The sequence below is a fragment of the Flavobacterium sp. NKUCC04_CG genome (genome assembly GCF_019345525.1).
GTDB lineage: Bacteria > Bacteroidota > Bacteroidia > Flavobacteriales > Flavobacteriaceae > Flavobacterium.
Map to the genome: position 1 here is coordinate 36,840 of NZ_JAHKRA010000020.1, position 24,860 is coordinate 61,699.

Below are 24,860 nucleotides of genomic sequence, written 5' to 3' on the forward strand. Positions count from 1 at the left end.
ATCTAAATATCCTCATTTATGATGCAAAAATCATAATTATGATGCAAAAAAAAAGTTTTTTTCAAACATTATTCTCAGTTAAAAAAAAAATAAGATACATTTGCGAATACGAATATTAAACAAAGTCAAAACATTATGAAAAATAAACACCTATGGAATGTTTTTTTTATCTTAATATTATCTTTAAGTAGTCAAGCGCAAAATCAGCCTTGGAAAAAAATTTCTGAAAAAGAAATCATTAAATTAGACAAAAAAACCAGGGTTTCTACTCCCTCTGAATACGAGATTTACCAACTCGATTTAAATCTATTGACAACAATTGTGCAAAAAGCGCCTCTCGATCTTTCTTCACAAAAGTCAACAATAATCATGGATTTCCCAACTTCGGATGGAAAACTAGAGCGCTTTGAGATATACCAAGCTCCAGTAATGTCACCCGTACTTTCGGGAAAATTTCCTGACATCACCTCATATAGCGGTAAAAGTTTAACGGATCCCACATCAAGCATTCGCTTTAGTATTACTGTTTTTGGATTTCAAGCGGTTCATTATGCAGCAAAAACCGGCACCAGCTATATAGATGCCTATACCTCCGATTTAAAAAACTACATTTTCTATAATAGAAAAAACTTAAAGAGTAATCGAAGCTTCGAGTGTTTTGCCGATACTACTGTTGCAGATATTCCCGAAATTTCTGAATTGCCAACAATAAACGCAGCTTTTGACAGCGGTACACATACGTTTAGAGAATACCGATTGGCTATGGCCTGTACCATTGAATTTGCAGCTTATCACATTAACCAAGCGCGTATTTCTAACATCGCTGTCAATACCACAGCCACAAAAAAAGCCGCTGTATTGTCTGCCATGGTTGCGACGATGACTCGTGTAAACTTCATCTACGAAAGAGACTTATCTATACGAATGAATCTGATTGACAATAACGATGAGATTATTTTTATCGATAGCGACGAATTTAGTAATTCTAATGCTAATCAATTACTTCGCCAGAGCCAAACCGTAATAAACCGCGTTATTGGAGCACTCCATTACGATATTGGTCATACCGTAAGTACTGGTGGTGGCGGTGTAGCACGACTACAGTCACCTTGTAACACCAATATCAAAGCGATGGGAATTACCGGCTCTCCAGAACCTACTGGAGATCCGTTTGATGTTGATTTTGTAGCTCATGAAATGGGTCACCAATTTGGAGCCACTCACACCTTTAACAGTTCTTGTAATGATAATGTTCAAGAGGAAACCGCTGTTGAACCCGGTAGTGGTAGCACCATTATGGCTTATGCGGGGGTTTGTGCCCCAAGTGTACAGTCACACTCAGATCCTTTCTTTCATTCTGTCAGCATTGCTCAAATAAATGCCTACAAAGCTGCAAGAGGAAATTGTTCCGACAACACTTTTAATGAGATTGAACTACTACAAGTAGATACTGCCGTAGAATTTAATATCCCGTTTGGCACCCCATTTAAATTAACGGGAAACATCACTAGTAATCAACTAAATAATATCACTTACTCTTGGGAGCAAACAGACACAGAATTTACTGTTCAACCACCCGTTTCTAGCGCAACATCAGGCCCTAGTTTTAGAGTTTTTGAACCGACACTTTCAAATATCCGATATTTTCCAAAATTTGAAAATGTATTATCTGGAGCTAACAGTACTTGGGAAGTTTTACCCAACGTTGCCAGAACCCTGAATTTCAATCTACTCGCAAGAGACAACAACATTCAATTCGGAGGACAAACATCAGAATCAGCCACTACGATATATGTTCAAAACGTAGGTCCATTTGTGGTTACTTCACCATCGGCAGCTGCGGAATGGCAAACGACTTCTACTAAAACGGTTACTTGGAATGTTGCGGGTACAACAGCTAACAACATCAATAGCAGTCATGTTAATATTTTATTTTCTGCGGACAATGGCGCAAGCTTTATCACTTTAATAGAAAACACTCCTAATGACGGTTCCGAAAATATAGTTGTTCCAGAAAGCGATTCAGACAATTGTCGTATACTTATAGAACCCGTTGGAAACGTATACTATGCCCTTTCACAGAAATTTAAAATTACAGGTAACCCAACCGCAGGACAAGAATCTTTTGACCTTTCGGAATTTAGTTTATATCCAAATCCAACAAACGGTGTTTTTAATATTAAATACCAACCCAAAACCCTGGACAAAATCACCATCAGTGTCCACGATTTAGCCGGTCGAATGATCAGTCACAAGACCTATAACAACAATGGGGATTTTAATCAAGAAATCGATCTTACTCAAGCTCAAACTGGGGTATATTTAGTTAGCGTGCAAGACGGTCAAAACAAACAAGTAAAACGGATAATAAAAAAATAAATCAACCAACCAAGAAACAACACAACTCAAAACAATCTAATTATGAAGAAAAAATATTTTTGGGGATTATTTGCATTTGCGATATTCTCGTATGGTCAAGCTCAAAATAATCTTTGGAAAACCATCTCAGAAAAAGATGTCGCTAAATCTGAAAAATTGTCGCGTAGTTCAAATCCTATGAATTACGAGATTTACAACCTCAATATCAACCAATTAAAAAACAGTTTAAAAGATGCCCCGTTAGACACCGAAAACACGGTATCTAAAACCATCATTTCATTTCCAAATTCAACGGGTAAACTAGAACGTTTCGAGATTTACAAAGCACCAATTATGGAGCAAGGGCTTGCCGATAAATTTACCGAAATCATGTCTTATAGCGGTAAAAGTTTAGATAAACCCGGTTCTAGTATTCGTTTTAGCGTTACTTTATTTGGGCTACATGCTGTAAATTATTCTGCTGAAAATGGAACAAGCTATATAGATACCTATACCAACGATTTAAAGAGTTATATCGTATACAATAGAGATGAATTAAATTCGACAAAACCCGCTGGATGTTTAGTAACCGATATGGAAAAAGATTTCCCTATCGACTCCTTTTCTACCCCATCAGCACTACGTTTAAACAATCAAGGAGTATTTCGCCAATATCGTTTAGCTATGGCTTGTACTATTGAATATGCTAAATTTCACATTGATGCTGCACAAGAAGCACAAATACCCGTTGCTACAGAGGCACAAAAAAAGGCTGCTGTGCTTTCAGCGATGACCGCAACAATGACTCGTGTTAATTTTATTTTCGAACGCGATTTGGCTATTAGAATGAATTTTGTAACGGATAATGATAAAATCCTCTTTTTAACAGCTGATGAGTTTTCGAACACTGATTCCAACTTATTAATTAATGAAAGTCAACGCGTTATTGACAGAGTAATTACTCCTGAAAAATATGACATAGGACATACTGTTAGCACCGGATCTGGAGGGTTAGCAGGGCTAGCGGTACCCTGTAACAATGCTACTAAAGCAAGAGGAGTAACAGGATCCGCAAATCCAGTCGGCGATACTTTTGACGTTGATTTTGTTGCGCATGAAATGGGGCATCAATTTGGTGCAGCACACACCTTCAATAATTTTTGTGTTGACCCTCAAATCTCCCCACTTACTGCAGTGGAGCCGGGAAGCGGATCTAGCATCATGGGCTATGCAGGTGTATGTCAGGCAGCACCAGATGGTTCTTTTTTAAATGTACAAGGTCATTCCGACCCGTTCTTTCACGGTATTAGTATTGCTCAGATATCCGATTTCATAGCAACGTTTGGCGCCTGCTCACAAAACAGAACAAATAACAACCCAGCTCCTATAGCAAATGCTGGAGATGATAAAATTATACCTAAACTGACGCCTTTCAAATTGACCGGAAGTGCCACTGATGAAAACAATCAAAACCTTACGTATTCATGGGAGCAAATGGACAACCAATTAAGTCCACAACCTCCTGTTTCAACATCGACAATCGGTCCATTGTTTAGAGTCTATGCACCTACTCAAAGTCCTGATAGACACATTCCCAATTATCAGGATGTGCTAACGGGTATTAGCAGAATGTGGGAAGTATTGCCTTCTGTTCAAAGAACTTTAAACTTTAACCTAGTGGTCAGAGATAACCACGCCGTTCAAGGAGGTCAAACTTCAACAGATGATTTAAAAATAATAGTATCCAATGCAGGTCCATTCCAAATTACACACCCGAATTCTGGACGTGAAACATGGCAAGCCAATACACCACAAGTAGTAAATTGGAATGTTGCAGGAACTAATACAAATAACATCAACACTACTTTTGTCAATATTTTATTTTCTTCTGATAACGGTCAAACTTTTATCACATTAAAAGAAAACACCCCAAACGATGGTACAGAAAGCATTATTGCGCCAGATTACAACTCTCTTAACTGTAGAATCCTAATCGAGCCCGTTGGAAATATTTACTATACAATATCTAAGAAATTCTCTGTCTTAGGTGGATCAACAGCTGGTATTGATAGCTTTGGCCTAGACGATTTTAGAATCTACCCTAATCCAACCAATGATATTTTTACCATCCAATTTGAATCTAATTCTACCAATGATGTAGGTGTACAAATTCACGACATGAGAGGCCGTTTAATTTCAAAAGAATCCTATAAAAACACAGGAAGCTTCCAACAACAGATTAACTTGAGTAATGCTCAGTCGGGTATTTATATCGTTACTGTCGAAGATGGTCTTAACAAAGAAGTTAAAAAGGTGATTAAAAAATAATAATCATTTCTTTTCCATTCTAAAAGGCGGTCGGTTCTAACTCGACCGCCTTTTTTTTGTAGTTTCGCTGTTGAAATGATTGTAATTATGCGTTCTATTATCTGCTTCTTTTTTGTTTTAAATCTTTGTCAAGCGCAAATAAAAATCAGTTCGTGGAACCTTAAGAATTTTGGAAAATCCAAAACACTAAGCGAAATTGAATTTATAGCGGAAACTTTAAAACACGTCGATATTATAGCCATACAAGAAGTTGTGGCGGGTTCAGGAGGCGCTCAAGCAGTGGCACAATTAGCAGCAGAACTCAATCGCAAAGGCAATTCATGGGATTATGTCGTTAGTGCCCCCACAAAAAGCGCCCCATATAAGTCTGAACGATACGCTTATTTATGGAAAACAAATCAAGTAAAAATAGTGGCACGCCCTTTTCTAGACATTCATTTTACAGACTTAATAGAACGAGAACCCTATCTAATTCAATTCCAATATAAAAAGAATGCCTTTACGCTAATCAACTTCCATGCAATTCCCAAAAGACAACAACCGGAAAGAGAAATCAAATTCTTAAAACATTTTCCCGAAAAATATGAATCAACTCACTTGATTTTCTTGGGAGATTTTAACTGTCCCGAATCACATTCGGTTTTTAACCCATTAAAAAAAATGGGCTACCTGCCCGCTTTCACAAATCAAAAAACAAGTTTACGGCAAAAATGTATTGCCAACGACTGTTTAGCTTCAGAATACGACAATTTTCTTTTGCATCCTAAGTATATTAAACTGATTCGTTCAGAAGTCATACACTTTTATCAATCGTTTGAAAACATGACTCAGGCTCGTTTACTATCGGACCACATTCCCCTTATTATAGAAATAGATTTTTAAAGCAGTCTATTAAAAACCTTAAATCGCTAGTCAAACACGGGAATTAAAATAACTTTTATACTAAGCGATAAAGCAGTACTTTTGCAAAAATTTTAAAAACTGCATTTTGAAAATCACCTTAAAAAACTGGTTGACTTTATTGGTATTATCTCTGGTTTGGGGATCGTCATTTATCTTGATAAAAAAGGGATTAAACAGTTTTACACCCTATCAATTAGGCTCGCTACGCGTAGTATTTGCAGGAATCATGCTTTTACCTACTGCTTTTATCAATCGAAAACAATTTCCGAGAAAGAATTACCCTTGGCTTATCTTATGTGCTGTAGTGGGTAGTTTTATACCTATGTTTTTATTTCCCGTTGCAGAAATGCATTTGGATAGTTCCATTGCAGGAATTATGAATGCCTTGATGTCGATATTCGTAATTGTATTGGGAGCCGTGTTTTTTAAATATAAAACTAACTATGGTGAATTAACTGGGGTTACTTTAGCTTTTATCGGTGTTATTTTATTATTACAAAACAGTTCCACAGAAGGAGGTACTACTAATCACTTGTGGTTTTATTATACCATCTTGATTATTGCGGCCATGATGTATGCTTTTAGTGGATTACTCACCCAAAAATACATGGGAAATATCTCTCCCTTAACCTGGACTGCTTTTATAGAATTGGTACTTTTTCTACCGGCCTTATTAACGCTGTATCTTTCTGGATTTTTTGAAGTTTTAGCTCATAATGATAACGCCTGGGAAGGTGTTGGCTATATTTTTGTTCTATCGCTATTTGGTAGCGTTTTAGCCAATATTTTTTACTATAAATTAATAGGCGAAACCTCTGCGAGCTTTGCATCGTCTGTGTCCTTATTAATGCCAATCGTTGCTTTTATGTGGGGATTGCTGGATGGTGAAAACCTCGGGTTAATACAAATAAGCGGTGGTGTTTTAATTATTGCCGGACTCTATTTTGGACGTAAAAACATCAAAATCAAATATCCTTTTAGGAAAAACCGAAAAGGAACCCTGTCAAAAAGGTAAGCTTTGTCTCTTAAAAATATACTTATAAAAGTCAGAAAAGACCTTTTAGGTTTATTTGATACGTCAGCCTTTAATGTGCCTATACCCCATAGGGGTGATTTGATTTTATTCAATAGGCTACCCTCCCTAAGAACATCCCTCCAAAGGATCGGAATTGCTGTACAACAAAAAGAGGCTGTCCTTTTGAGACAGCCTCTTTTTGTTGTTAAATGGGTATTTATATAATCCCTTATCTTAAATACCCCTTTAAATTATAATAGGCAAACGACCTTTTAGTCAAATTAGTTTCTTCTCCCCATATATATCATTACATAATACAACAACGTACCAATAGATGCCAATGCAGCTACTAAATAGGTTCTTGCAGCCCAAGTCAAAGAGTCTTTGGCTCCAGCATGTTCTTGCTGCGTCAACATATGCTTGTTTTCAAGCCATTTTAAGGCTCTATGACTCGCATCGTACTCAACAGGTAACGTGATGATAGAAAACAGCGTAGTCATCGCAAAAAGGATAATTCCCACCAATAGCAATTGTGGAAAAGTATTTAACATCAATATCCCAGCCAATAGAATCCACTGCATATAGGATGAGGCTACACTTACAACTGGTACCAACTTCGAGCGCATTTCCAACCATCTATAGGCTGTTGCATGTTGCACGGCATGTCCAACTTCGTGAGCCGCTACTGCTGCTGCTGCTGCATTTCGTTCGTTGTATACAGCTTCACTTAAATTCACCGTTTTATCGGCAGGGTTATAATGGTCTGTCAAACGACCCGGTGTCGATATAACTCTTACATCTCTAATCCCGTGGTCAGATAACATTTTTTGAGCAATTTCCGCTCCACTCATTCCATTTTGCAATTGCAATTTAGAATATTTTTCAAATTTACTTTTTAATCGAGCACCAACAAGCCAACTTGCCAGCATGATTATTCCCATTAATATAAATCCCATCTCTATATTTTTTTTTATATATGTGTTATAAATATATAACAAATCTTGCGCCAAAATTACATTTCGACAAGTTGTCAGTAAAAAAAAAAGGCTGTTCCAAAAGAACAGCCTTTAATAAATATATTTAAAAAAACTTTACAATTTCTTTTTCACTTCCACTTGTTGGAAAGCTTCAATTAAATCAAGCTCTTTAATATCGTTGTAATTCTTCACTTGAATACCACAATCGTATCCTTTAGATACCTCTTTTACATCGTCTTTAAAACGTCTTAAAGCGGTTAATTCACCTGTATAAATCACTACACCCTCGCGGATTAAGCGGATTTTAGAATTTCTAAAGATTTTACCATCGGTAACCATACATCCTGCAATAGTACCAATTTTAGAGATTTTAAACAACTCTCTAATTTCAGCAGTACCTGTAACTTCTTCTTTCATAACTGGAGAAAGCATGCCTTCCATAGCGTCTCTTAAGTCGTCAATTGCATCATAAATGATGGAGTAGTTTCTGATATCAATTTCTTCTTTATCTGCCAATTGTTTCGCATTACCCATTGGTCGAACATTAAATCCGATAATGATTGCATCAGATGCTGATGCCAACAATACGTCAGATTCTGTAATAGCTCCAACACCTTTGTGGATAATATTGATTTGAATTTCTTCAGTAGACAATTTAGAGAAGGAATCAGAAAGTGCTTCAACAGAACCATCCACATCCCCTTTTAATATAATATTCAACTCTTTAAAGTCACCTAAAGCAATACGACGTCCAATCTCAGCCAAAGTAATATGTCTTTGTGCTCTTACAGATTGCTCGCGAATCAACTGCGTACGTTTTGCAGCAATTTGTTTTGCTTCACGCTCTTCTAAGAATACGTTGAACTTATCACCAGCAGTAGGTGCGCCATCTAATCCCAATACAGAAATTGGTTTAGAAGGTCCCGCCTCTTTAACCGCATTTCCTCTTTCGTCATGCATCGCTCTAACCTTACCGTGATGTTTACCTGCTAACATATAGTCTCCTACACGTAAAGTACCCGATTGAACTAAAACAGTAGAAACAAATCCTCTACCTTTATCTAAGAATGCCTCAACTACAGTACCAACAGCTAATTTATCTGGATTTGCAGTAAGCTCTAACATCTCTGCTTCAAGCAATACTTTTTCCAAAAGTTCTTTTACACCAATACCTTTTTTGGCTGAAATATCTTGTGATTGGTAAGTACCTCCCCAAGCTTCAACCAACAAGTTCATTGCGGCTAATTTTTCTTTAATTTTCTCTGGATTTGCAGTATCCTTATCGATTTTGTTGATTGCGAAGATTAAAGGAACACCAGCTGCTTGCGCATGGCTAATTGCTTCTTTAGTCTGTGGCATGATGTCATCATCCGCCGCAATTACAATAATAACGATATCGGTAACTTGCGCACCACGTGCACGCATGGCTGTAAAGGCCTCGTGACCTGGTGTATCTAGGAAGGTAATTTGTTGACCACCTTCTAGCGTTACTCCATAAGCACCAATATGCTGTGTAATACCTCCTGATTCTCCAGTAATAACGTTTGTATTACGGATGTAATCCAATAAAGATGTTTTACCGTGATCCACGTGTCCCATTACGGTAACAATTGGAGCTCTTGGTTTTAAATCTTCTGCATTATCAACTACTTCTTCAATTGATTCTTCAATATCTGTTGTTGTAAATTCTACTTCGAATCCAAATTCGTCAGCAACTATCGTTAAAGTTTCCGCATCCAAACGCTGGTTCATGGTAACCATGATACCCAAAGACATACAAGTTCCAATTACTTTAGTAATCGGCACATCCATCATGGTTGCTACTTCTCCAACAGTAACAAATTCTGTTACCTTTAAAGTTTTGCTTCCTTCTTCGATAGCTCTTTGTTCGTCATCCGTTTTCTTACGGTGCGTATCTCTTTTATCTCTACGATATTTAGCAGCTTTAGAACGGTTTCCTTTTCCTTGTAAACGCTCAAGGGTCTCTTTAATTTGGTTTTTAACCTCTTCTTCTGTAGGCTCAACTTTTACAACTGGCGCTGCATTTCTGTTGTTATTACCTTTATAGTTTGGAGATGTTCTGTTACCAAATTTATTTCCAGCTCCAGCTGGTCTTGGAGCACCACCACCAGCGGCGTTTGCCGTACCTGTGTTAGCTCCTGGTTTAGAAGGAATTCTCTTTCTCTTATTTTTAGCGGCAGCGGCAGCTCCTGCAGCACCAGGCTTAGCAGCTACTCCACCTTTTTTAGCATCGTCTTTCTTCGGTTCTTCCTTCTTCTTTTTAGGCTTGTTAAACTGAGACAAATCGATCGTTTGTCCCGTAAAAGTAGTTCCTGAAAGTTTTTGGTAGTTTGTCTTCACCACTTCTTCTTCGGTAGCGGCATCTTTTGACTCCCCTTCTGTAGATATTGTTTTCACCTCTGAAACTTTTAATTCTGTTGGTTTTTCAACAGCCGGTTTGTCTTCTGAAACAGCGGCAACAGCAGCCTTTTCCGTAGCCATTTCCTTTTTGTCAGAAACCACTACTTTTTTATCGACAACAGCACCTTGCGTCTTGGTTTTTTTCTCTACAGGTTTGTGTTCCTGTTCTTCTTTTTTACCTTCCACAATTTCTGGCTTTACCTGTTTTTTAACCACTGTATCGTCTGAAGAAACTTTAGTTTTTTTAGGTTCAAGATCAATTTTACCAACAGGTTTAATGGCCGCAATAGCTTCTGCTTTTGCACGAATAACCTCTTGTTCGCGTTTAATACGCTCCTCGTCTTGTTTGCGTTTTACTTCAATTTCTCTATCGCGCTCTACTTTAAGCGCTTCTTTTTCCTTTCTCTTCTCTTCACTCACTTCTATAGAAGCTTCTTTCTTCCCCTTGTCGGCAGAGAATTGTTTACACAAAACACCGTATTCCTCTTTAGATATCTTAGCATTCGGACTTGCTTCAATCTCAAAACCTTTAGTTTTCAGATAATCCACAGCTCTATCTAGAGAAATATTTAATTCCCTTAAAACTTGATTTATTCTTTTTACTCTTTCTTCAGACATATTATCTTTTTAGTGTATTTTAATGAGTTGTGTTGATGTTTTTTCCTAGTCTTCAAACTCTTCCTTAAGAATTCGTATTACTTCAAGAATGGTTTCTTCTTCAAGATCGGTTCTTCTTACTAAATCGGCAACATCTTGTTTTAGAATACTTCTCGCAGTATCCAATCCAATTTTAGCAAACTCATCAATTACCCAGCTCTCTATTTCATCCTTGAATTCTGATAATTCAACGTCATCGTCACTCGAAAGGTCTGCAGCATCTCTCATTACGTCTAATTCATAGCCCGTAAGTAAGCCTGCTAGCTTAATGTTTTGACCACCACGACCAATTGCCTTAGAAACTTCCTCAATGTTTAAATAAACACTAGCTTTTTTCGCTACTTCATCCAACTTAATCATATTGATTTTCGCAGGACTCAAGGCTCTTGTAATAAATAATTGTGTGTTCGTGGTATAATTGATAACATCAATATTTTCATTCCCTAACTCTCGAACAATTCCGTGTATCCTTGACCCCTTCATACCAACACAAGCACCTACAGGATCAATTCTATCATCGTATGAATCTACGGCAACCTTAGCTTTTTCCCCTGGGATACGAACCACCTTTTTAATAGTGATTAGTCCATCAGCAACTTCTGGGATTTCTTGTTCAAATAATTTTTCTAAAAACTTCTCAGAAGTTCTAGACATAATAATTTGAGGTTTATTACCTTTTAATTCTACACTCTCTATTATTCCACGCACTGTATCTCCTTTTCTAAAGAAATCAGCCGGGATTTGTTTTTCTTTTGGAAGTATAATCTCATTCCCTTCATCATCTACCAAAATTACTGCTTTCGGACGTACATGGTGCACTTCTGCAGCATAAACTTCATCAACCAGGTCTTTAAATTGTTTGTAAAGGTTGGTATTATCATGTTCATGGATTTTTGAAATCAAATTTTGACGCAAGGCCAAAATAGCTCTTCTTCCCAATTGTATTAATTTTACTTCCTCAGATACATCTTCACCTACTTCAAAATCTGGCTCAATTTTTCTAGCTTCAGAAAGGGAAATCTCGGAATTCTCATCTTCCACCTCTCCGTCTGCTACTACTACACGATTTCTCCAGATTTCCATATCACCCTTATCCGGATTGATAATGATATCAAAATTATCATCTGAACCGTACTTCTTTTTCAATGCATTTCTAAATACATCTTCCAAAATTGCCATTAGTGTAACTCTGTCGATAAGTTTATCGTCTTTAAACTCTGAAAATGATTCAATTAATGCAATATTTTCCATGCAATCTATTTTATTTAAAATGAAATTATAACAATCGCTTCTTTTACATCGGAGATGGAAAGGCTCAGCTTTTTTTCTACAGTCACTTTCCCCTTACCTATGGCTTTAGGCTCTCTAGCCTTCCACTCTAAAAACAGGTTTTCCTCATCCGAATCGACCAAAGTTGCTTCATACACCGTTTGATCGAGGGTTGTTATTTTTAGTTTTCTTCCAACATTTTTTTTATATTGTCTAGGAAGCTTCAAAGGACTTGTAGCACCTGCAGAAGCCACTTCTAAAGAAAAATCGTGCTCTTCCCGATCTAAATTTTGATCTATAGCACGACTAATATTAATACAGTCTTGCAATATCACACCTTGATCACCATCAATTATCACACTGATCTTGGCGTCGTCAGAAATCGAAAAATCTATCAAAAATAATGATGGATACTCCGCTAACCCCTGATTCAACAACTCTTTTACTTTTTCTTTAAATGTCATATTTCTATAAAAAGAGGGGACACCCGTCCCCTCATTATTTAGTTTAACTAATAAATAACGCCACAAAGATACTATTTTTTTTATACAATTAAAACTTTTGATAATTGATAATTATATTATTAACTTTATAAATTAGAAATAAAACCTATTAATTTCAATACCCTTAACCAAAACTATGAAAAAAATACTTGTACCCACAGATTTCTCTCCGCATGCAAATAGCGCTTTACACGCTGCTGCAGTTATCGCAAAAAAATGCAATGCTGAAGTAATTTTACTACACATTATCGAATTACCTCAACAAGCTACAGATGAAATTTCGGTAGGAGCAGAAATACCAGAGGTAATGTTTTTTAAAAATGCCGCAGAAAACAGACTTGCTCAATTGGCGCATTCACCAATTCTCGAAGGGCTAAAAGTTTCTATGGTTTTAAAATTAGACCGTACCTTTTTAGGTGTTATACAAGTAGCAGAAGTCAACGAAGTTGATCTGATTATTATGGGATCACACGGCGCAAGTGGCGCAAAAGAAATGTTTATCGGATCCAATACCGAAAAAGTAGTTCGTTCCTCTGAAGTTCCTGTTTTAGTAATTAAAGAACAATTGAGCACTTTTGAAGTTAAGGATTTCATATTTGCCTCCGATTTCTCAGAAGACATGAAAGCACCCTTTTTAAAGGCACTAAAATTCAATAAAGTATTCGGCTCCAAACTACACTTGTTGATGATAAACACACCGAACAACTTTAAAACAACCCAGGTTGCCGAAGAGCAACTGGCTGCGTTTTTATCAGATGTTAACGAACAAGAGTACGACTTATCCATATACAACGATATTTCTATAGAAAAAGGTATTTTAAATTATGCCAAGAAAATCAATGCCGACTTAATCGGAGTGAGCACCCACGGCAGAAAGGGAATATCACATTTCCTAAACGGAAGTATTACCGAAGATTTGGTTAACCATTCAGCGACTTCAGTACTTACTTTTAAAATAAAGTAATACCAAAAAACTCAAGAATGACTTTCGATTTTTCCACTAACGAACTACCGATGTCTATATAGCTAAAAAAAACAGGCTTGTCTTTTACAGACAGCCTGTTTTTTTTTATTTATCTCCTTGCCATTCACTATAAAATTGAGACAAGAACAGCTCCATAAATCGATGCCTTTCATTGGCAATTTCCTTGGCCGCTGGGGTATTCATTCGATCTTTTAACAACAATAATTTTTCATAAAAATGATTTAATGTCGGTCCATTATCCGCCTTATACTCCTCCTTAGACATCGCCATTTTTGGCGCCACATCAGGGTCATAGAGCACTCTGTTTTTAAAGCCTCCATAATTAAATGCACGTGCAATTCCAATAGCCCCCAAAGCATCTAATCGATCCGCATCTTGAACAATCTGTAACTCTAAGGAATTAAACTTGTTTTCGAAATTCCCTCCCTTAAATGAGATGTTTTCAATGATGCGAACCACCTGCGTCACCACTTCTTCAGCAACACCTATAGATTCAAGGAACACTTGGGCTTTCTTGGGACCAACCTGTTCATCTCCATCATTAAACTTACTATCTGCTATATCATGTAAAAGCGATGATAATTTTACTACTAAAAAATCGCATTTTGGACTGTTTTCAGCAATTAATAAGGCATTCTTGTAAACGCGCTCTATATGAAACCAATCATGACCTCCTTCTGCTCCTTCCAATTCCGCTTTTACATAAGCTATGGTCTTTGCAACATACTCTTCCATGAAATATACTGTTATTTAATCAAAGCAGGCTGCACCCACTTAAACACATGCGGCTCGCGTGTAACCACCATACGTTCTGCAATTTTTGTCATACGCCCGGGTAATTTCATCAAGTAATCGCGTGCTTTTTCTGCATCGTCAGTCAAATTGGTCATTTTGTCAATTTGCCATTTCTCAATTAACTTCTGCATAATATCAACGTAATCCATCGCGGTATATACCCCAATTCGCTGCGCTGAATCGGAAAATTGCTCAAAAGCATCTCCGATTTTACCCCCCGACTCTCTAATTAAATTAGCCGGCATGGTAATTTTGCGTTTCATCATATAATGAAAAGCCAACATCATTTCACTTGGATCAACCTTAAAAATTCGGTCAACAAACTCCGTATATGCATGGTGATGTCTCATCTCGTCTCCCGCAATTAATCTACAAATTTTAGACAATTTATGATCTCCATATTTCTTAGCCAATTGCGCTACTCTATTGTGAGAAACATAAGTTGCTAATTCCTGAAAACTTGTGAAGACAAAGTTCTTATAAGGATCACGATCCGTTCCTGGATCAAATCCATCGTTTAGCAAATGATGTGTAGTGATTTCAACTTCTTTCATATTTACCCTTCCAGATAAGTATAAATATTTATTCAACAAGTCGCCGTGACGATTTTCTTCACCAGTCCACTGTCTAATCCATTTCCCCCAACCGTTGTCGGTTTTTTGATCAATCCCCTCTACATCCATCAACCAAGACTCATAAGTAGGCAAGGCTTCTTCTGTAATGGTATCTCCAACCAAAACAACCCAAAAATCATAAGGCAATTCTTTGGCAAACTCTCTTAACTCTTTGACATCTTCAAAGAAAGTTTCACTCTGAGAATCTGGCAATAAATCTGAGGGTTGCCAAATTTTCTCAACCGGTATTAAATAGTTCTCCACGAAACTATCAATATTTTTTTCTAGAAATTGCATCACTTCTAGACGAACATTTTTAATTGACATAATTTCTAGTTATTTCACCAGACTAAACCACCTCAATCGTTTGGTACTCTTGAGCGGGAAGCGGTGTGTGTATATTTATTTTATTGCTCTTTTTATAGTGTTTTCAACTTGTTCAAAAAGTTGATCAAATGTATAATCTCTAATAACCACAGGCGCATGCGTAATCACTTCTATCCGATTACCCAGTCCCAATGGGAATTTTCCAAAACGCAATAATTTCCAAGAATTATTAATAGTAATTGGAATAACTACAGCATCAGGAGCATATTTACATAATATTTTCATCCCATTTTCGGAAAATCGCTTCGGTTTTCCATCTCGACTTCTAGTTCCTTCCGGAAATATTACGGCCGCACGACGATACTTTTGAATATACAACCCCAATTCCTTAATAGCAGAAAGGGCTTGTTTAGAATCTTTTCTATCAATAAGAACGGAACCTCCGTGTCTTAAATTAAATGAAATACTCGGAATTCCTTTCCCCAATTCCTTTTTACTAACAAATTTGGGATGCGCTGTTCTATAATTCCAAATAATACATGGAATATCAAACATGCTTTGATGATTGACTACAAATATAATAGGCACATTATCCGGTACAACTTCTTTGTTTTTTACTACATAAGTGGTACCCAAAATATGGGTGCATTTTAATAGTAAGAAATTCAAATAATCAACACTTTTTTTATGAGCCTGATAACCCGAAAGCTTTAGACACAACCATTGAATTGGATGAAAAACCAACAAACAAATTAAAAAGCACACTAAAAAAATAACACTTAGTGGATAGGAAATGATTTTTTGCACGTTGATATAAATATGTTTTACGGAGCAAATATACGTTTTTAATAAAAAAACCACCTAAAAGGTGGTCTTTATATTAACAGTATTCGTTAAAAGCATCCTTAAGGTTTTCTGCTATGGTCTCTGCAGGATGACCTTCTATATGATGTCTCTCCAATACATGTACTAATTCTCCATCCTTAAATAAGGCCATACACGGTGATGATGGAGGAAAAGGAAACATATGCGTACGTGCCGCATCAACAGCTTCTTTGTCCACTCCTGCGAAAACCGTCACAATTTGATTTGGTTTTTTATCGCCTGTTAAACTCATCTTTGCTGCCGGTCTCGCATTACGTGCAGCACACCCACAAACAGAGTTTACCACAACTAATGTTGTTCCTTTTTGAGCTAAAGCATTCTCTACATCTTCAGCTGTATATAATTCTTGAAAGCCTGCGTCAACTAGTTCCGCACGCATTGGTTTTACAATTTCTTCTGGATACATACTCTTTAAAATAGGTTATTCAACAAAGTTACGTTTTTTTTATTAATCAAAATATCCAATTCTCACAAAGTAATGTTATACTTCAATTCTTTTGGTTTTCGGCTTTTTCTTCATCTTATTCAGCCAAATAAATATACCCGTAATTGGTAAGCTTGTCGCTATCAAACACACTATTAGATAAAGCACCTTGGAATATATTCCATAAATTTCACCCAGGTGAATCGCTTTTATCTGCGAAGCAATTTTATCTCCTATTTTCTTCTGACTAAACACTTCCGTTTTGATGATATCCCCTGAAAATTGATCGATAAAAATACGGTCAAAAGCCGTCTGATTCCAACGCTTAGCATCATTCTTTTGTATTTCAAAAGCACCCTTATCGTCTTTGGGAATCGAGACTATGGTTTTTCCTTGATAAGGAAAATGGGCATTCGCCAAGGCAACCGCATCGGCATATGACAAAGCTGGAGCGTCAGCACTAGCCCCAGATTCAGGTTTAACCTCGTCTCTTCCACCAAATACCTTTACTCCCAGAATTTCACTTAAACCAGCTCTGTACCATTCAAAGGACCAACAGAGTCCCGTAACCGCCATAATCAATACAACGAGCATAGTATAAAAACCTAAAGTATTATGCAAATCATTGTTTATGCGCTTCCAATTTGATTTAAATTTGATTTTAAAACCCGGTTTGAAGCTTTTCCAACCCTTAATCTTTTTCGGAAACCATAAAAACATCCCTGTAAAACACAAGACAACAAAAATAAGCGTAGCAATTCCAACGATAGGCCTTCCAATTTCCGAATCAAACAGCAACCAACGGTGCAGTTTCATCACGGTACTAAAGAAAGAAGAAGCCGGTCCTTTACCCGAGCCCATAATTTCTTTGGTATAAGGATTAACATAGTAATTCTCCCCTCTTTTATCGCCTTTAGTACTTACTGTAAACACATAAGGTTTTGTCGGATCATCCTCGGTCGTTACTCTAGTGACTTTTCCCTTAACCTCTAGCGCCACTGTGTTGATGAGCTCATCCACATCAAATTTACTTTCCTTTGTTTGGGTAATCGTGTATTTCTGCGGCTCTAACCATTGTTCTATCTCGGTGCGAAAAGTATAAATAGTACCACTTAAACAAACAACAAACAGCACTAACGCACTGGCCACACCCAACCAAAGATGCAGGTCGTTCATCAGGCGTCTAAATCCATATTTTTTGGGCTTTTTCATGTGCAGATTTTATTTTTAAATTTAGTTTTACAGCCTGTGCCTTAAGCTAAAGCAGTTATATAACAAAAAATGTATTAACAACGGTTTTACAGCTTATAACAATCCATTCCTTCCAATCTTTCCAACTGCTTACAAAGAGCACACGGAATAATTAGACTGAATAAAAACAGTGCAAATATAAAACGGTTTTACTTCTGCTGCAAATCAAATTTAAAAATGGAAAAAAGCATCTTCCAGATGCTCAATAGTGGGATTGGGAGCTTGATTTATGATGGCGATGATGTCAAATCGAATCTGCTCATCTCTGTGGTTGACCAGAACATAGCTGTTTATAGCTTGTAACAACCGATTGATTTTAGATTTTTTTATAAACTCCTGAGGTAATCCAAAACCAGAGGAGGTCCGGGTTTTAACTTCGACAACTACAAGTGTATTATTGATTAAGGCAATAATATCGATTTCAAGTTTTTTAAAACGCCAATTGCGTTCCAGAATAACATAACCTTTTTGAATTAAAAAATCAACGGCCAACTGTTCACCTAAAATTCCTAAATCGTTGTGTTCTGCCATAATTCATTTATAAAAATTCTAGGGAAGTCTTCGCATCATCGACTATAAAATTGACTTGATGTCCCAGCTTTAAAGCCAAATTCTCTTTTAGATGACCCGTGGGAAAATCAAAACATATTGGGAAATTGTATTTTTTAGCACTTTCTAAGATAATTTCTTTAGCATCTAGCCCAAAGGGAATAGCATTGTCCTTCATATCGGTCATTCCCCCCACTATAAGTCCTTTAAGGTTTTTCAATAAACCGTTCCGATCTAAATTATAAAGCATTCGATCTATGTGATATAAATATTCGTCTAAATCTTCTATAAATAAGATTTTATCTCTGGTATCAATTGCCGAATCAGATCCCAAAACACTATAAAGTATCGATAAATTCCCCCCTACCAATACGCCACTGGCACTCCCTTTACGATTATGACTAACCGTAGCGATTTCATATCTTACTTTTTCTCCGAACAACTGCTGTTTAAGCGAATCTATGGACGACTGTGTGGTATTCACAACACTAAAAGCCATAATGGCATGTAAGGTTTCAACTCCTAAATTATGAATATGGCTATGCAATACCGTAACATCACTGAAACCAATAATCCATTTGGGAGATTCTATAAAAGCATCAAATTTAATATGGTCTATAATCCGTACCGTCCCATATCCCCCTCTAGCACACCATATCGCTTTAACTTCTGGATCGTCAAGCTGGGTTTGAAAATCGGCAATGCGCTCTTGATCACTACCTCCCAATTGAAAGTTATCCAACCCTATAGTAGTCCCCAATTTTACTTGAAGCCCCCAAGCCTCCAACACAGCTATCGCAGGTGCTGCCTCTATTGCAGAGAATTTTCTTGCAGTACATACTATGGCGACCGTATCACCTTTCTTAAGATATGAGGGTGTTTTCATTTACTTTTTCTACAAATCTAATAATCTTTAAAAGATTAATTATTTTTTTTTAAGGTTCTGAACTGTTTTTTATACTTCGAATGGTATTTAGCCCATCCGAAAACCTTTATAAAGACAGCAAGCCCACCTCTATAACGAGGTGAGCTTGCCTACAACAACACCAATGTTCTGCCATATATATAGCAGCGGATATTTTACAATTCTAAAACAATAAATTCACTTCTTCTATTATCTTGATGTTGCTCATCGGTACATTTAACTCCATTTTCACAACCGTTAATCAATTGGGTTTCCCCATAACCTTTTGCAAACAAGCGCGAGCCGCTAATACCCTGACTGATTAACCAAGCTCTAGTTGATTTCGCCCTTCTATCGGAAAGTTGTAAGTTATAATTGTCGTTTCCTCTACTATCAGTATGTGAGCGAATATCGATTTTCATAGATGGATATTGTTCTAAAACAGCTACTACCTTAGCCAACTCCATGGTGGCATCGCTTCTAATATCTGATTTATCGAAGTCAAAATAAATAGGAAGCAATTTCAGTACTTTGAATAAATCGTCGCCTTTCTCTACTATGATTCGCGTTTTTTCCAATCCAAAATCCACCAATACACTGCCTTCTCTGAACGGCAAATCTACCGTAACTTCAGCCGTATTATAATCTTCTAAGCTGGCATTCACTCTATATTTTAATCCGCAATTCAAATGAGTAAATTCATAACGACCCAAGTCATCTGTTATCGCTTCATTTATGAATTTAAAACTATTATCGAAGAGGCTTACTTTAGTGTTCCTCAGCTTTTCATTACTTTCTTTGTCGTAAACAACACCTTTAATGGTCTGTAAACAATCTAAATCCAATTCGCGGGTTTCAAAAATCGAATAAATATCATCTTTACCTACTCCATTAGCACGATTGGAACTCAGAAAACCTTTTTTAGTGGTACTATTAATCATAAAAGCAAAGTCGTCCGACTCACTATTTGCAGGAGTTCCTATATTTTTTATTTTCCCAAATTTTCCATCTTCGAGAATTTTTACACCGAAGATATCCAAACCTCCTAATCCAGGATGACCATCAGAAGAAAAATACAGTTCGTTGTTTTGGGTTATAAAAGGAAAGGTTTCTCTGCCTCCTGTATTAATAGCAGATCCCAGATTTATCGGACTTCCGAAATTTCCGTATGCCAAAATCTCTACTTTATATAAATCCGAATTTCCCTGCCCGCCTTGTCGATTTGAAGCAAAATACAACCATTTCCCGTCTGGAGTTAACGCGGGATGAGCCGTACTAAAATTATCACCATTAAACGACAACTCTTCGGCTTTACCCCATTTTCCATCAACTTTTATGGCTCGATATATTTTTAACAAGGTTGTTCCGGAAATGTCTTTGCCTCGAATGCCTTTATTATAATTATTTCTAGTGAAATACATGGTATTACCATCTGCCGTAAACACAGGAGTTGATTCATTAAATTTCGAGGTAATAGCTTTAGCAAACTTCTTGACCTTACCAATGCTTCCGTCTACGCTAATTTCTGCCTCATACAAACTGGTGAAAGGATTATTCGTCCACGTGTGAATTCTTTTTGCGATACGCCCTGTATCCCTGGCAGAAGTAAAAACAAGCTTGTTTTCATATATTGCACTTCCGTAATCGGAGTATTCGGAATTGATTTTCAAACTCGATAACTCATATCTGCCCGAATTTTCTTCGATGTGTTTCAGATAATCTTTAGCTTCTACAGTCCATCTCGCCCTTTGATCAGTAACTTCTTTTTCAGCAAATAATTTAAGATACCTATCTGCTTCATTATAACTTTTTAAAGATTTTAAAGTTTGGGCATATCGATAATAGTACTCGCTGGGTACTTCATTGGTTAATCCAAATAAAAATGAATACGCTTTATTCGCTTTTTGAAGTTCCCCATTAAAATAATAGGCATCTCCGAGCTGTTGGAATAACCCTATGCTCTTAAAACCCTTTCCAACCAGGTTCTCATATATATTAATCGCATCTATATAAGCAAAGCGATTAAAAAGTTCATCGGCTCTATTTTGTCGTTGTTGCTGTGAGAAAGCTCCAGCCGACAATAAAATGAGTGCACTCAAAATAATCTTATGTAAAATTTTCAACATCTTTAGCACGTTTAGAAGAATCTTGGTGAAGTGATTCGGTTAAAGCGATTGAATAATTCAAATCGCAAAAAAATCTCATGGGAGCCAGAATTATATCGAGCTAACTTCGTTGTTTCCGCATCATAAGCGTATCCCACAAATAGCCCATCGGTAACTTGAAACCCAACTAATCCGCTAAGAGCTGCGTCCCAACGGTATCCGGCACCAATCGTAAATACCTCCCCAATCATAAAATTGGTAGAAACATCCACTTGAAGAGGCGCACCAGAAACAGCTTTTGCTAAAAAGGCGGGTTTAAACTTGACATTGGGACTTAAGTCAAAAACATGTCCTCCAATCAGATAAAAATTCGCCTTCTGTTTCATCGCGGCATAAACGTTGTCGTCGTAACGATCGGTTTCCAAAAAATTGGGTACTGAAAGTCCTATATACGATTTGTCAGAATACAAGTATAGTCCAGCTCCGATATTTGGCGTAAACTGATTGTTGATGTTGTTGCTAAACACATAATCATTGGGATTGTATATGTTTAATTTAGTATAATCCACATTCAATAGATTAGCCGTACCCTTTAATCCGAAGGCCAATTTAAACTGCCTACTAAAATTTATGGTATAAGACAGGTCGATGGAAATGTTGTTTTCATCCATAGCCCCTATATTATCATTAATCCAAGACGCACCCAATCCCAATTTAGAGTTCCCCAAAGGTGTATTCAAGGACAAGGTCGTTGTATTGGGGGCTCCATCCAAACCGACCCATTGTGCACGGTGCAAACCAAAAACACTCATCACACCACGTGAACCTGCATATGCCGGATTTACATTTATGGTATTATACATATATTGGGTAAATTGAGGGTCACTTTGTGCCTGTGTATTTAGAGTTCCAAAACACGTTAAAAGAATAATCAAAACCCCTTTTCCTATAGTATCTAATTTCATTCTTTGGTTCTTTTAGTTGTTTTCTAAATGCAAGTAACCTGCTTTTTTTATCATGCGCGGACCCGTTCCATCATCATACTCATAGTTGACTATGTAATAATATGTTCCTGAAGGCAATTTATCCGATTTATTAAAGGTTCCCCTTCCTTCAGAAATACCGCGAAATACGTTTCCATTACTGTTATAGTTTTGGGTCCCATAAACTTTAACTCCCCATCTATTATAAATTTCAACCGAATTATTGGGGAAATTATTAATATGTTCTATGCGAAAAAAGTCGTTCCCTTTGTCACTATTAGTCGCTACAGCATTATAAATCTCTATATGATTTTTAACCATTGTCTTGATTCTAGCAAGGGTAAACACCCCATAATCCCTTACGATAGTTGGCGTGGTTACTGTCTTTAACTCCTTATTGACAATTCCGCCCTCATCAATCCATTTCTTTTGACTCTTATCCCAACGCACTATATGCAAATCCAATACGCCATTTTCTTCTGTTAAAATACTTTTAGGAGTGGTCTGTTCATTCCAACTTAAGGTCAGTATGATATTATTGACTCCGTCAGCTGCTCTTTCAACAGTCCAATACTCTTTATCATTAATCACAGCTATCAGCTCCGTTTCACTATGTTGATACGGATGAGAAACAATAGGGTTTTCTAAGTGATATTGACTTAAAAAAGCATCTTTAATGTCATTTGGCGCACTGATGTAAGCCGGTCTAAAGTAGATTCCGTTTCCGATGGGAAACTTAAAGGCGTCTTTGTGTTGTTCCATCTTTTCCACCTCTCCATTCACATGGCTCTTATCAGATGTATTGATGTGCTTTGCTTGTTTCTCAAAAACCAGTGCTCCAGACAAAGAATCCACTTGAACAATACCTGCAGTAAAATTTGCAGTACCGGCAATACTCATATCGTTTTTCAAATAAAAACCATCCACTAAAGACTCGTTGTTAAACAAAACATCGAAGAAGTAACTAGGAGCCGTTCCCGTTATTTTATGACTCTTAACCATACCTTGATACGGCTGAAAAACAGCATAAGACGTCTTTTTTTTATGATTAAAAGTGTAAAGTCCATCATTGTGAAAATCAGAATAGTAATAAACACTACCATCATTAGACACTGCAGCGTCTTTTTTGTTTTCAAGTTTGAACAGCAAGGAAACTTCTGTCTGTGAGGAGATTGTAAGTATACCTTCATTAGCGACGATTGGTACATGCTGCGCAACCGCTCCACTTCCTATCAAAAGCGCTATATATTTATACATATATTTATTTTATATTTATTTTAGTAACATCATAGAAAATATTGAAGCTGTAGCCAAATCATATAAACGATTTAGACGTGATTTGGGCTTCTACAAGCTGTGATAACAAACCCTGTTTACGCTTCGTAGTAAGCAGGGTTTTATTACTTGCAATCAATATAATAAGATTGTAAACCGTGCTATTTTAAATTGAGCAACAGATTTTCCAATCGCGTTAATCTTTCTTTTGTCAACTCCGATTCGGATTTTAAATGGTTAATTTCCGCTTCCTGTCTATCTATCAAGTCCTGTTGTTCTATACTGTGTATAAACAACTCTTCGATTTTTTCCAATTGTTGAATACTCAAGGCAGTCATATCAAATGAATAACCCGAATCCGTTTTATTCAAATCTGAGACTTTCGTAACTCCCGGAAGGTGGTGGTTTGCTTCAATAAAAGATTTGACATAATCCAACGATTTAAACTCGTATTTATCATTTAAATCAGAATATCCAGTAAAATAATTCTCAAAAACATAATCTGCATAGACACTGTTTGTAGTGTAAATTTTACCCGTTGTACTGATATTTCCTGCTACGTGGAATTTCACTTCTTGGTCAACACCCCCTAAAGTGAGGGTAGGAATTACAGAAGCACCCACGGCTACGCTTCCTTGCTGGTATATGTCGTCTAAGTGACTACTAGACTGAGTAGTCGTGTTTTGTTTATTCCATGGTTTCGAGGTTTGTAGTCTCGCTAATGCAACACTTACATTATTTCCATCTGAATCACTTAGAATCAAAAATTCGTTATTCGCATCCACCGTAAACGACTGGTTGGTCGTATTAAAATCACTCCAATTAACATCCGTCAAAACACCCGCATCGTTGTAATATTGGAATTTATTGGTCGTGCTGTTATACACCACGTTGCCATAAGTGCCACTGAGGGTGTTGATGATTTTGTTGATTACGTTTTGGTGGTTAAAAATCTCATCAAGGTGGGTTTCCGTTATAGCCGTAACAAAATCAGCATGATCAAAAATAGCCTTTAAAGCAACAGCTACCGTATCACCGGCGGTGTCTGTTATCACCAAATTCGACCCTACTACAGCAAACGATTGGTTGGTCGTATTTAAACTGCTCCAATCAACATCTGTCAAAACACCAGTTTCGTTGTAATATTGGAATTTATTGGTCGTGCTGTTATACACCACGTTGCCATAAGTACCACTGAGGTTGTTGATGATTTTGTTGATCACGTTTTGGTGGTTAAAAATCTCATCAAGGTGGGTTTCCGTTATAGCCGTAACAAAATCAGCATGATCAAAAATAGCCTTTAAAGCAACAGCTACCGTATCACCGGCGGTG

20 protein-coding genes are annotated in these 24,860 nt (G+C 36.9%); 5 read left to right on the plus strand and 15 right to left on the minus strand.

Annotated elements, in window-relative coordinates:
- Positions 1 to 135: 135 nt before the first annotated feature.
- From KO524_RS13340 to KO524_RS13355, 4 genes are all read left to right on the plus strand, one after another.
- Entirely contained in the window at positions 136 to 2,379 is a 2,244-nt protein-coding gene (locus tag KO524_RS13340) for a reprolysin-like metallopeptidase (RefSeq protein ID WP_219294729.1), read from the plus strand.
- A 42-nt stretch (positions 2,380 to 2,421) separates the two neighbouring features.
- Positions 2,422 to 4,686 carry a zinc-dependent metalloprotease gene (locus KO524_RS13345; protein WP_219294730.1) on the plus strand — a complete coding sequence of 755 codons (2,265 nt, stop codon included), beginning with the start codon at positions 2,422 to 2,424 and terminating at the stop codon, positions 4,684 to 4,686.
- Between the two features lie 87 nt (positions 4,687 to 4,773).
- Positions 4,774 to 5,568, plus strand: coding sequence for an endonuclease/exonuclease/phosphatase family protein (locus tag KO524_RS13350; protein ID WP_255555265.1), 795 nt, complete (start codon positions 4,774 to 4,776; stop codon positions 5,566 to 5,568).
- Positions 5,569 to 5,674: 106 nt separating this feature from the next.
- Positions 5,675 to 6,604, plus strand: coding sequence for a DMT family transporter (locus KO524_RS13355; protein WP_219294732.1), 930 nt, complete (start codon positions 5,675 to 5,677; stop codon positions 6,602 to 6,604).
- 281 nt (positions 6,605 to 6,885) lie between these two features.
- Here KO524_RS13355 and KO524_RS13360 read toward each other — a convergent pair whose 3' ends face one another.
- The 4 genes from KO524_RS13360 to rimP all read right to left on the minus strand — a co-directional run bounded on the left by KO524_RS13360 (position 6,886) and on the right by rimP (position 12,392).
- Positions 6,886 to 7,560, minus strand: a complete 675-nt coding sequence (locus tag KO524_RS13360) for a zinc metallopeptidase (RefSeq protein WP_219294733.1) — start codon at positions 7,558 to 7,560, stop codon at positions 6,886 to 6,888.
- 135 nt (positions 7,561 to 7,695) lie between these two features.
- On the minus strand, positions 7,696 to 10,620 hold the full coding sequence (gene infB / locus KO524_RS13365; RefSeq protein WP_219294734.1) for a translation initiation factor IF-2: 2,925 nt from the start codon (positions 10,618 to 10,620) through the stop codon (positions 7,696 to 7,698).
- A gap of 45 nt (positions 10,621 to 10,665) precedes the next feature.
- Positions 10,666 to 11,910, minus strand: coding sequence for a transcription termination factor NusA (nusA, locus tag KO524_RS13370; protein WP_219294735.1), 1,245 nt, complete (start codon positions 11,908 to 11,910; stop codon positions 10,666 to 10,668).
- A 14-nt stretch (positions 11,911 to 11,924) separates the two neighbouring features.
- Positions 11,925 to 12,392: a ribosome assembly cofactor RimP gene (rimP, locus tag KO524_RS13375; protein ID WP_219294748.1), complete on the minus strand. Its 468-nt coding sequence runs from the start codon at positions 12,390 to 12,392 to the stop codon at positions 11,925 to 11,927.
- 175 nt (positions 12,393 to 12,567) lie between these two features.
- Here rimP and KO524_RS13380 point away from each other — a divergent pair, with 175 nt between their 5' ends.
- Positions 12,568 to 13,395, plus strand: a complete 828-nt coding sequence (locus tag KO524_RS13380) for a universal stress protein (RefSeq protein ID WP_219294736.1) — start codon at positions 12,568 to 12,570, stop codon at positions 13,393 to 13,395.
- 105 nt (positions 13,396 to 13,500) lie between these two features.
- Here the strand turns inward: KO524_RS13380 and KO524_RS13385 are convergent, their stop codons facing one another.
- The 11 genes from KO524_RS13385 to KO524_RS13435 all read right to left on the minus strand — a co-directional run.
- A complete protein-coding gene (locus KO524_RS13385) occupies positions 13,501 to 14,151 on the minus strand; it encodes an HD domain-containing protein (protein WP_219294737.1) in 651 nt (216 codons plus the stop codon).
- 11 nt (positions 14,152 to 14,162) lie between these two features.
- Complete coding sequence (locus tag KO524_RS13390; protein WP_219294738.1) at positions 14,163 to 15,152, minus strand: acyl-ACP desaturase; 990 nt, start codon at positions 15,150 to 15,152, stop codon at positions 14,163 to 14,165.
- Positions 15,153 to 15,227: 75 nt separating this feature from the next.
- A complete protein-coding gene (locus KO524_RS13395; RefSeq protein ID WP_219294739.1) occupies positions 15,228 to 15,959 on the minus strand; it encodes a lysophospholipid acyltransferase family protein in 732 nt (243 codons plus the stop codon).
- 73 nt (positions 15,960 to 16,032) lie between these two features.
- Positions 16,033 to 16,443, minus strand: a complete 411-nt coding sequence (locus KO524_RS13400; RefSeq protein ID WP_219294740.1) for a BrxA/BrxB family bacilliredoxin — start codon at positions 16,441 to 16,443, stop codon at positions 16,033 to 16,035.
- 75 nt (positions 16,444 to 16,518) lie between these two features.
- Positions 16,519 to 17,673 (minus strand): PepSY domain-containing protein, encoded by a 1,155-nt coding sequence (locus KO524_RS13405; protein WP_219294741.1) that lies wholly within the window; start codon positions 17,671 to 17,673, stop codon positions 16,519 to 16,521.
- 210 nt (positions 17,674 to 17,883) lie between these two features.
- Positions 17,884 to 18,243 (minus strand): YraN family protein, encoded by a 360-nt coding sequence (locus tag KO524_RS13410; protein ID WP_219294742.1) that lies wholly within the window; start codon positions 18,241 to 18,243, stop codon positions 17,884 to 17,886.
- A 7-nt stretch (positions 18,244 to 18,250) separates the two neighbouring features.
- On the minus strand, positions 18,251 to 19,147 hold the full coding sequence (locus tag KO524_RS13415; protein ID WP_219294743.1) for an LD-carboxypeptidase: 897 nt from the start codon (positions 19,145 to 19,147) through the stop codon (positions 18,251 to 18,253).
- Positions 19,148 to 19,341: 194 nt separating this feature from the next.
- Positions 19,342 to 21,291 carry an OmpA family protein gene (locus KO524_RS13420; protein WP_219294744.1) on the minus strand — a complete coding sequence of 650 codons (1,950 nt, stop codon included), beginning with the start codon at positions 21,289 to 21,291 and terminating at the stop codon, positions 19,342 to 19,344.
- A gap of 11 nt (positions 21,292 to 21,302) precedes the next feature.
- Complete coding sequence (locus KO524_RS13425) at positions 21,303 to 22,235, minus strand: type IX secretion system membrane protein PorP/SprF (RefSeq protein WP_219294745.1); 933 nt, start codon at positions 22,233 to 22,235, stop codon at positions 21,303 to 21,305.
- 12 nt (positions 22,236 to 22,247) lie between these two features.
- Positions 22,248 to 23,510, minus strand: coding sequence for a gliding motility-associated C-terminal domain-containing protein (locus KO524_RS13430; RefSeq protein ID WP_219294746.1), 1,263 nt, complete (start codon positions 23,508 to 23,510; stop codon positions 22,248 to 22,250).
- A gap of 179 nt (positions 23,511 to 23,689) precedes the next feature.
- Positions 23,690 to 24,860 (minus strand): hypothetical protein (locus KO524_RS13435; protein ID WP_219294747.1); only part of this gene is annotated, 1,171 nt, incomplete at its 5' end.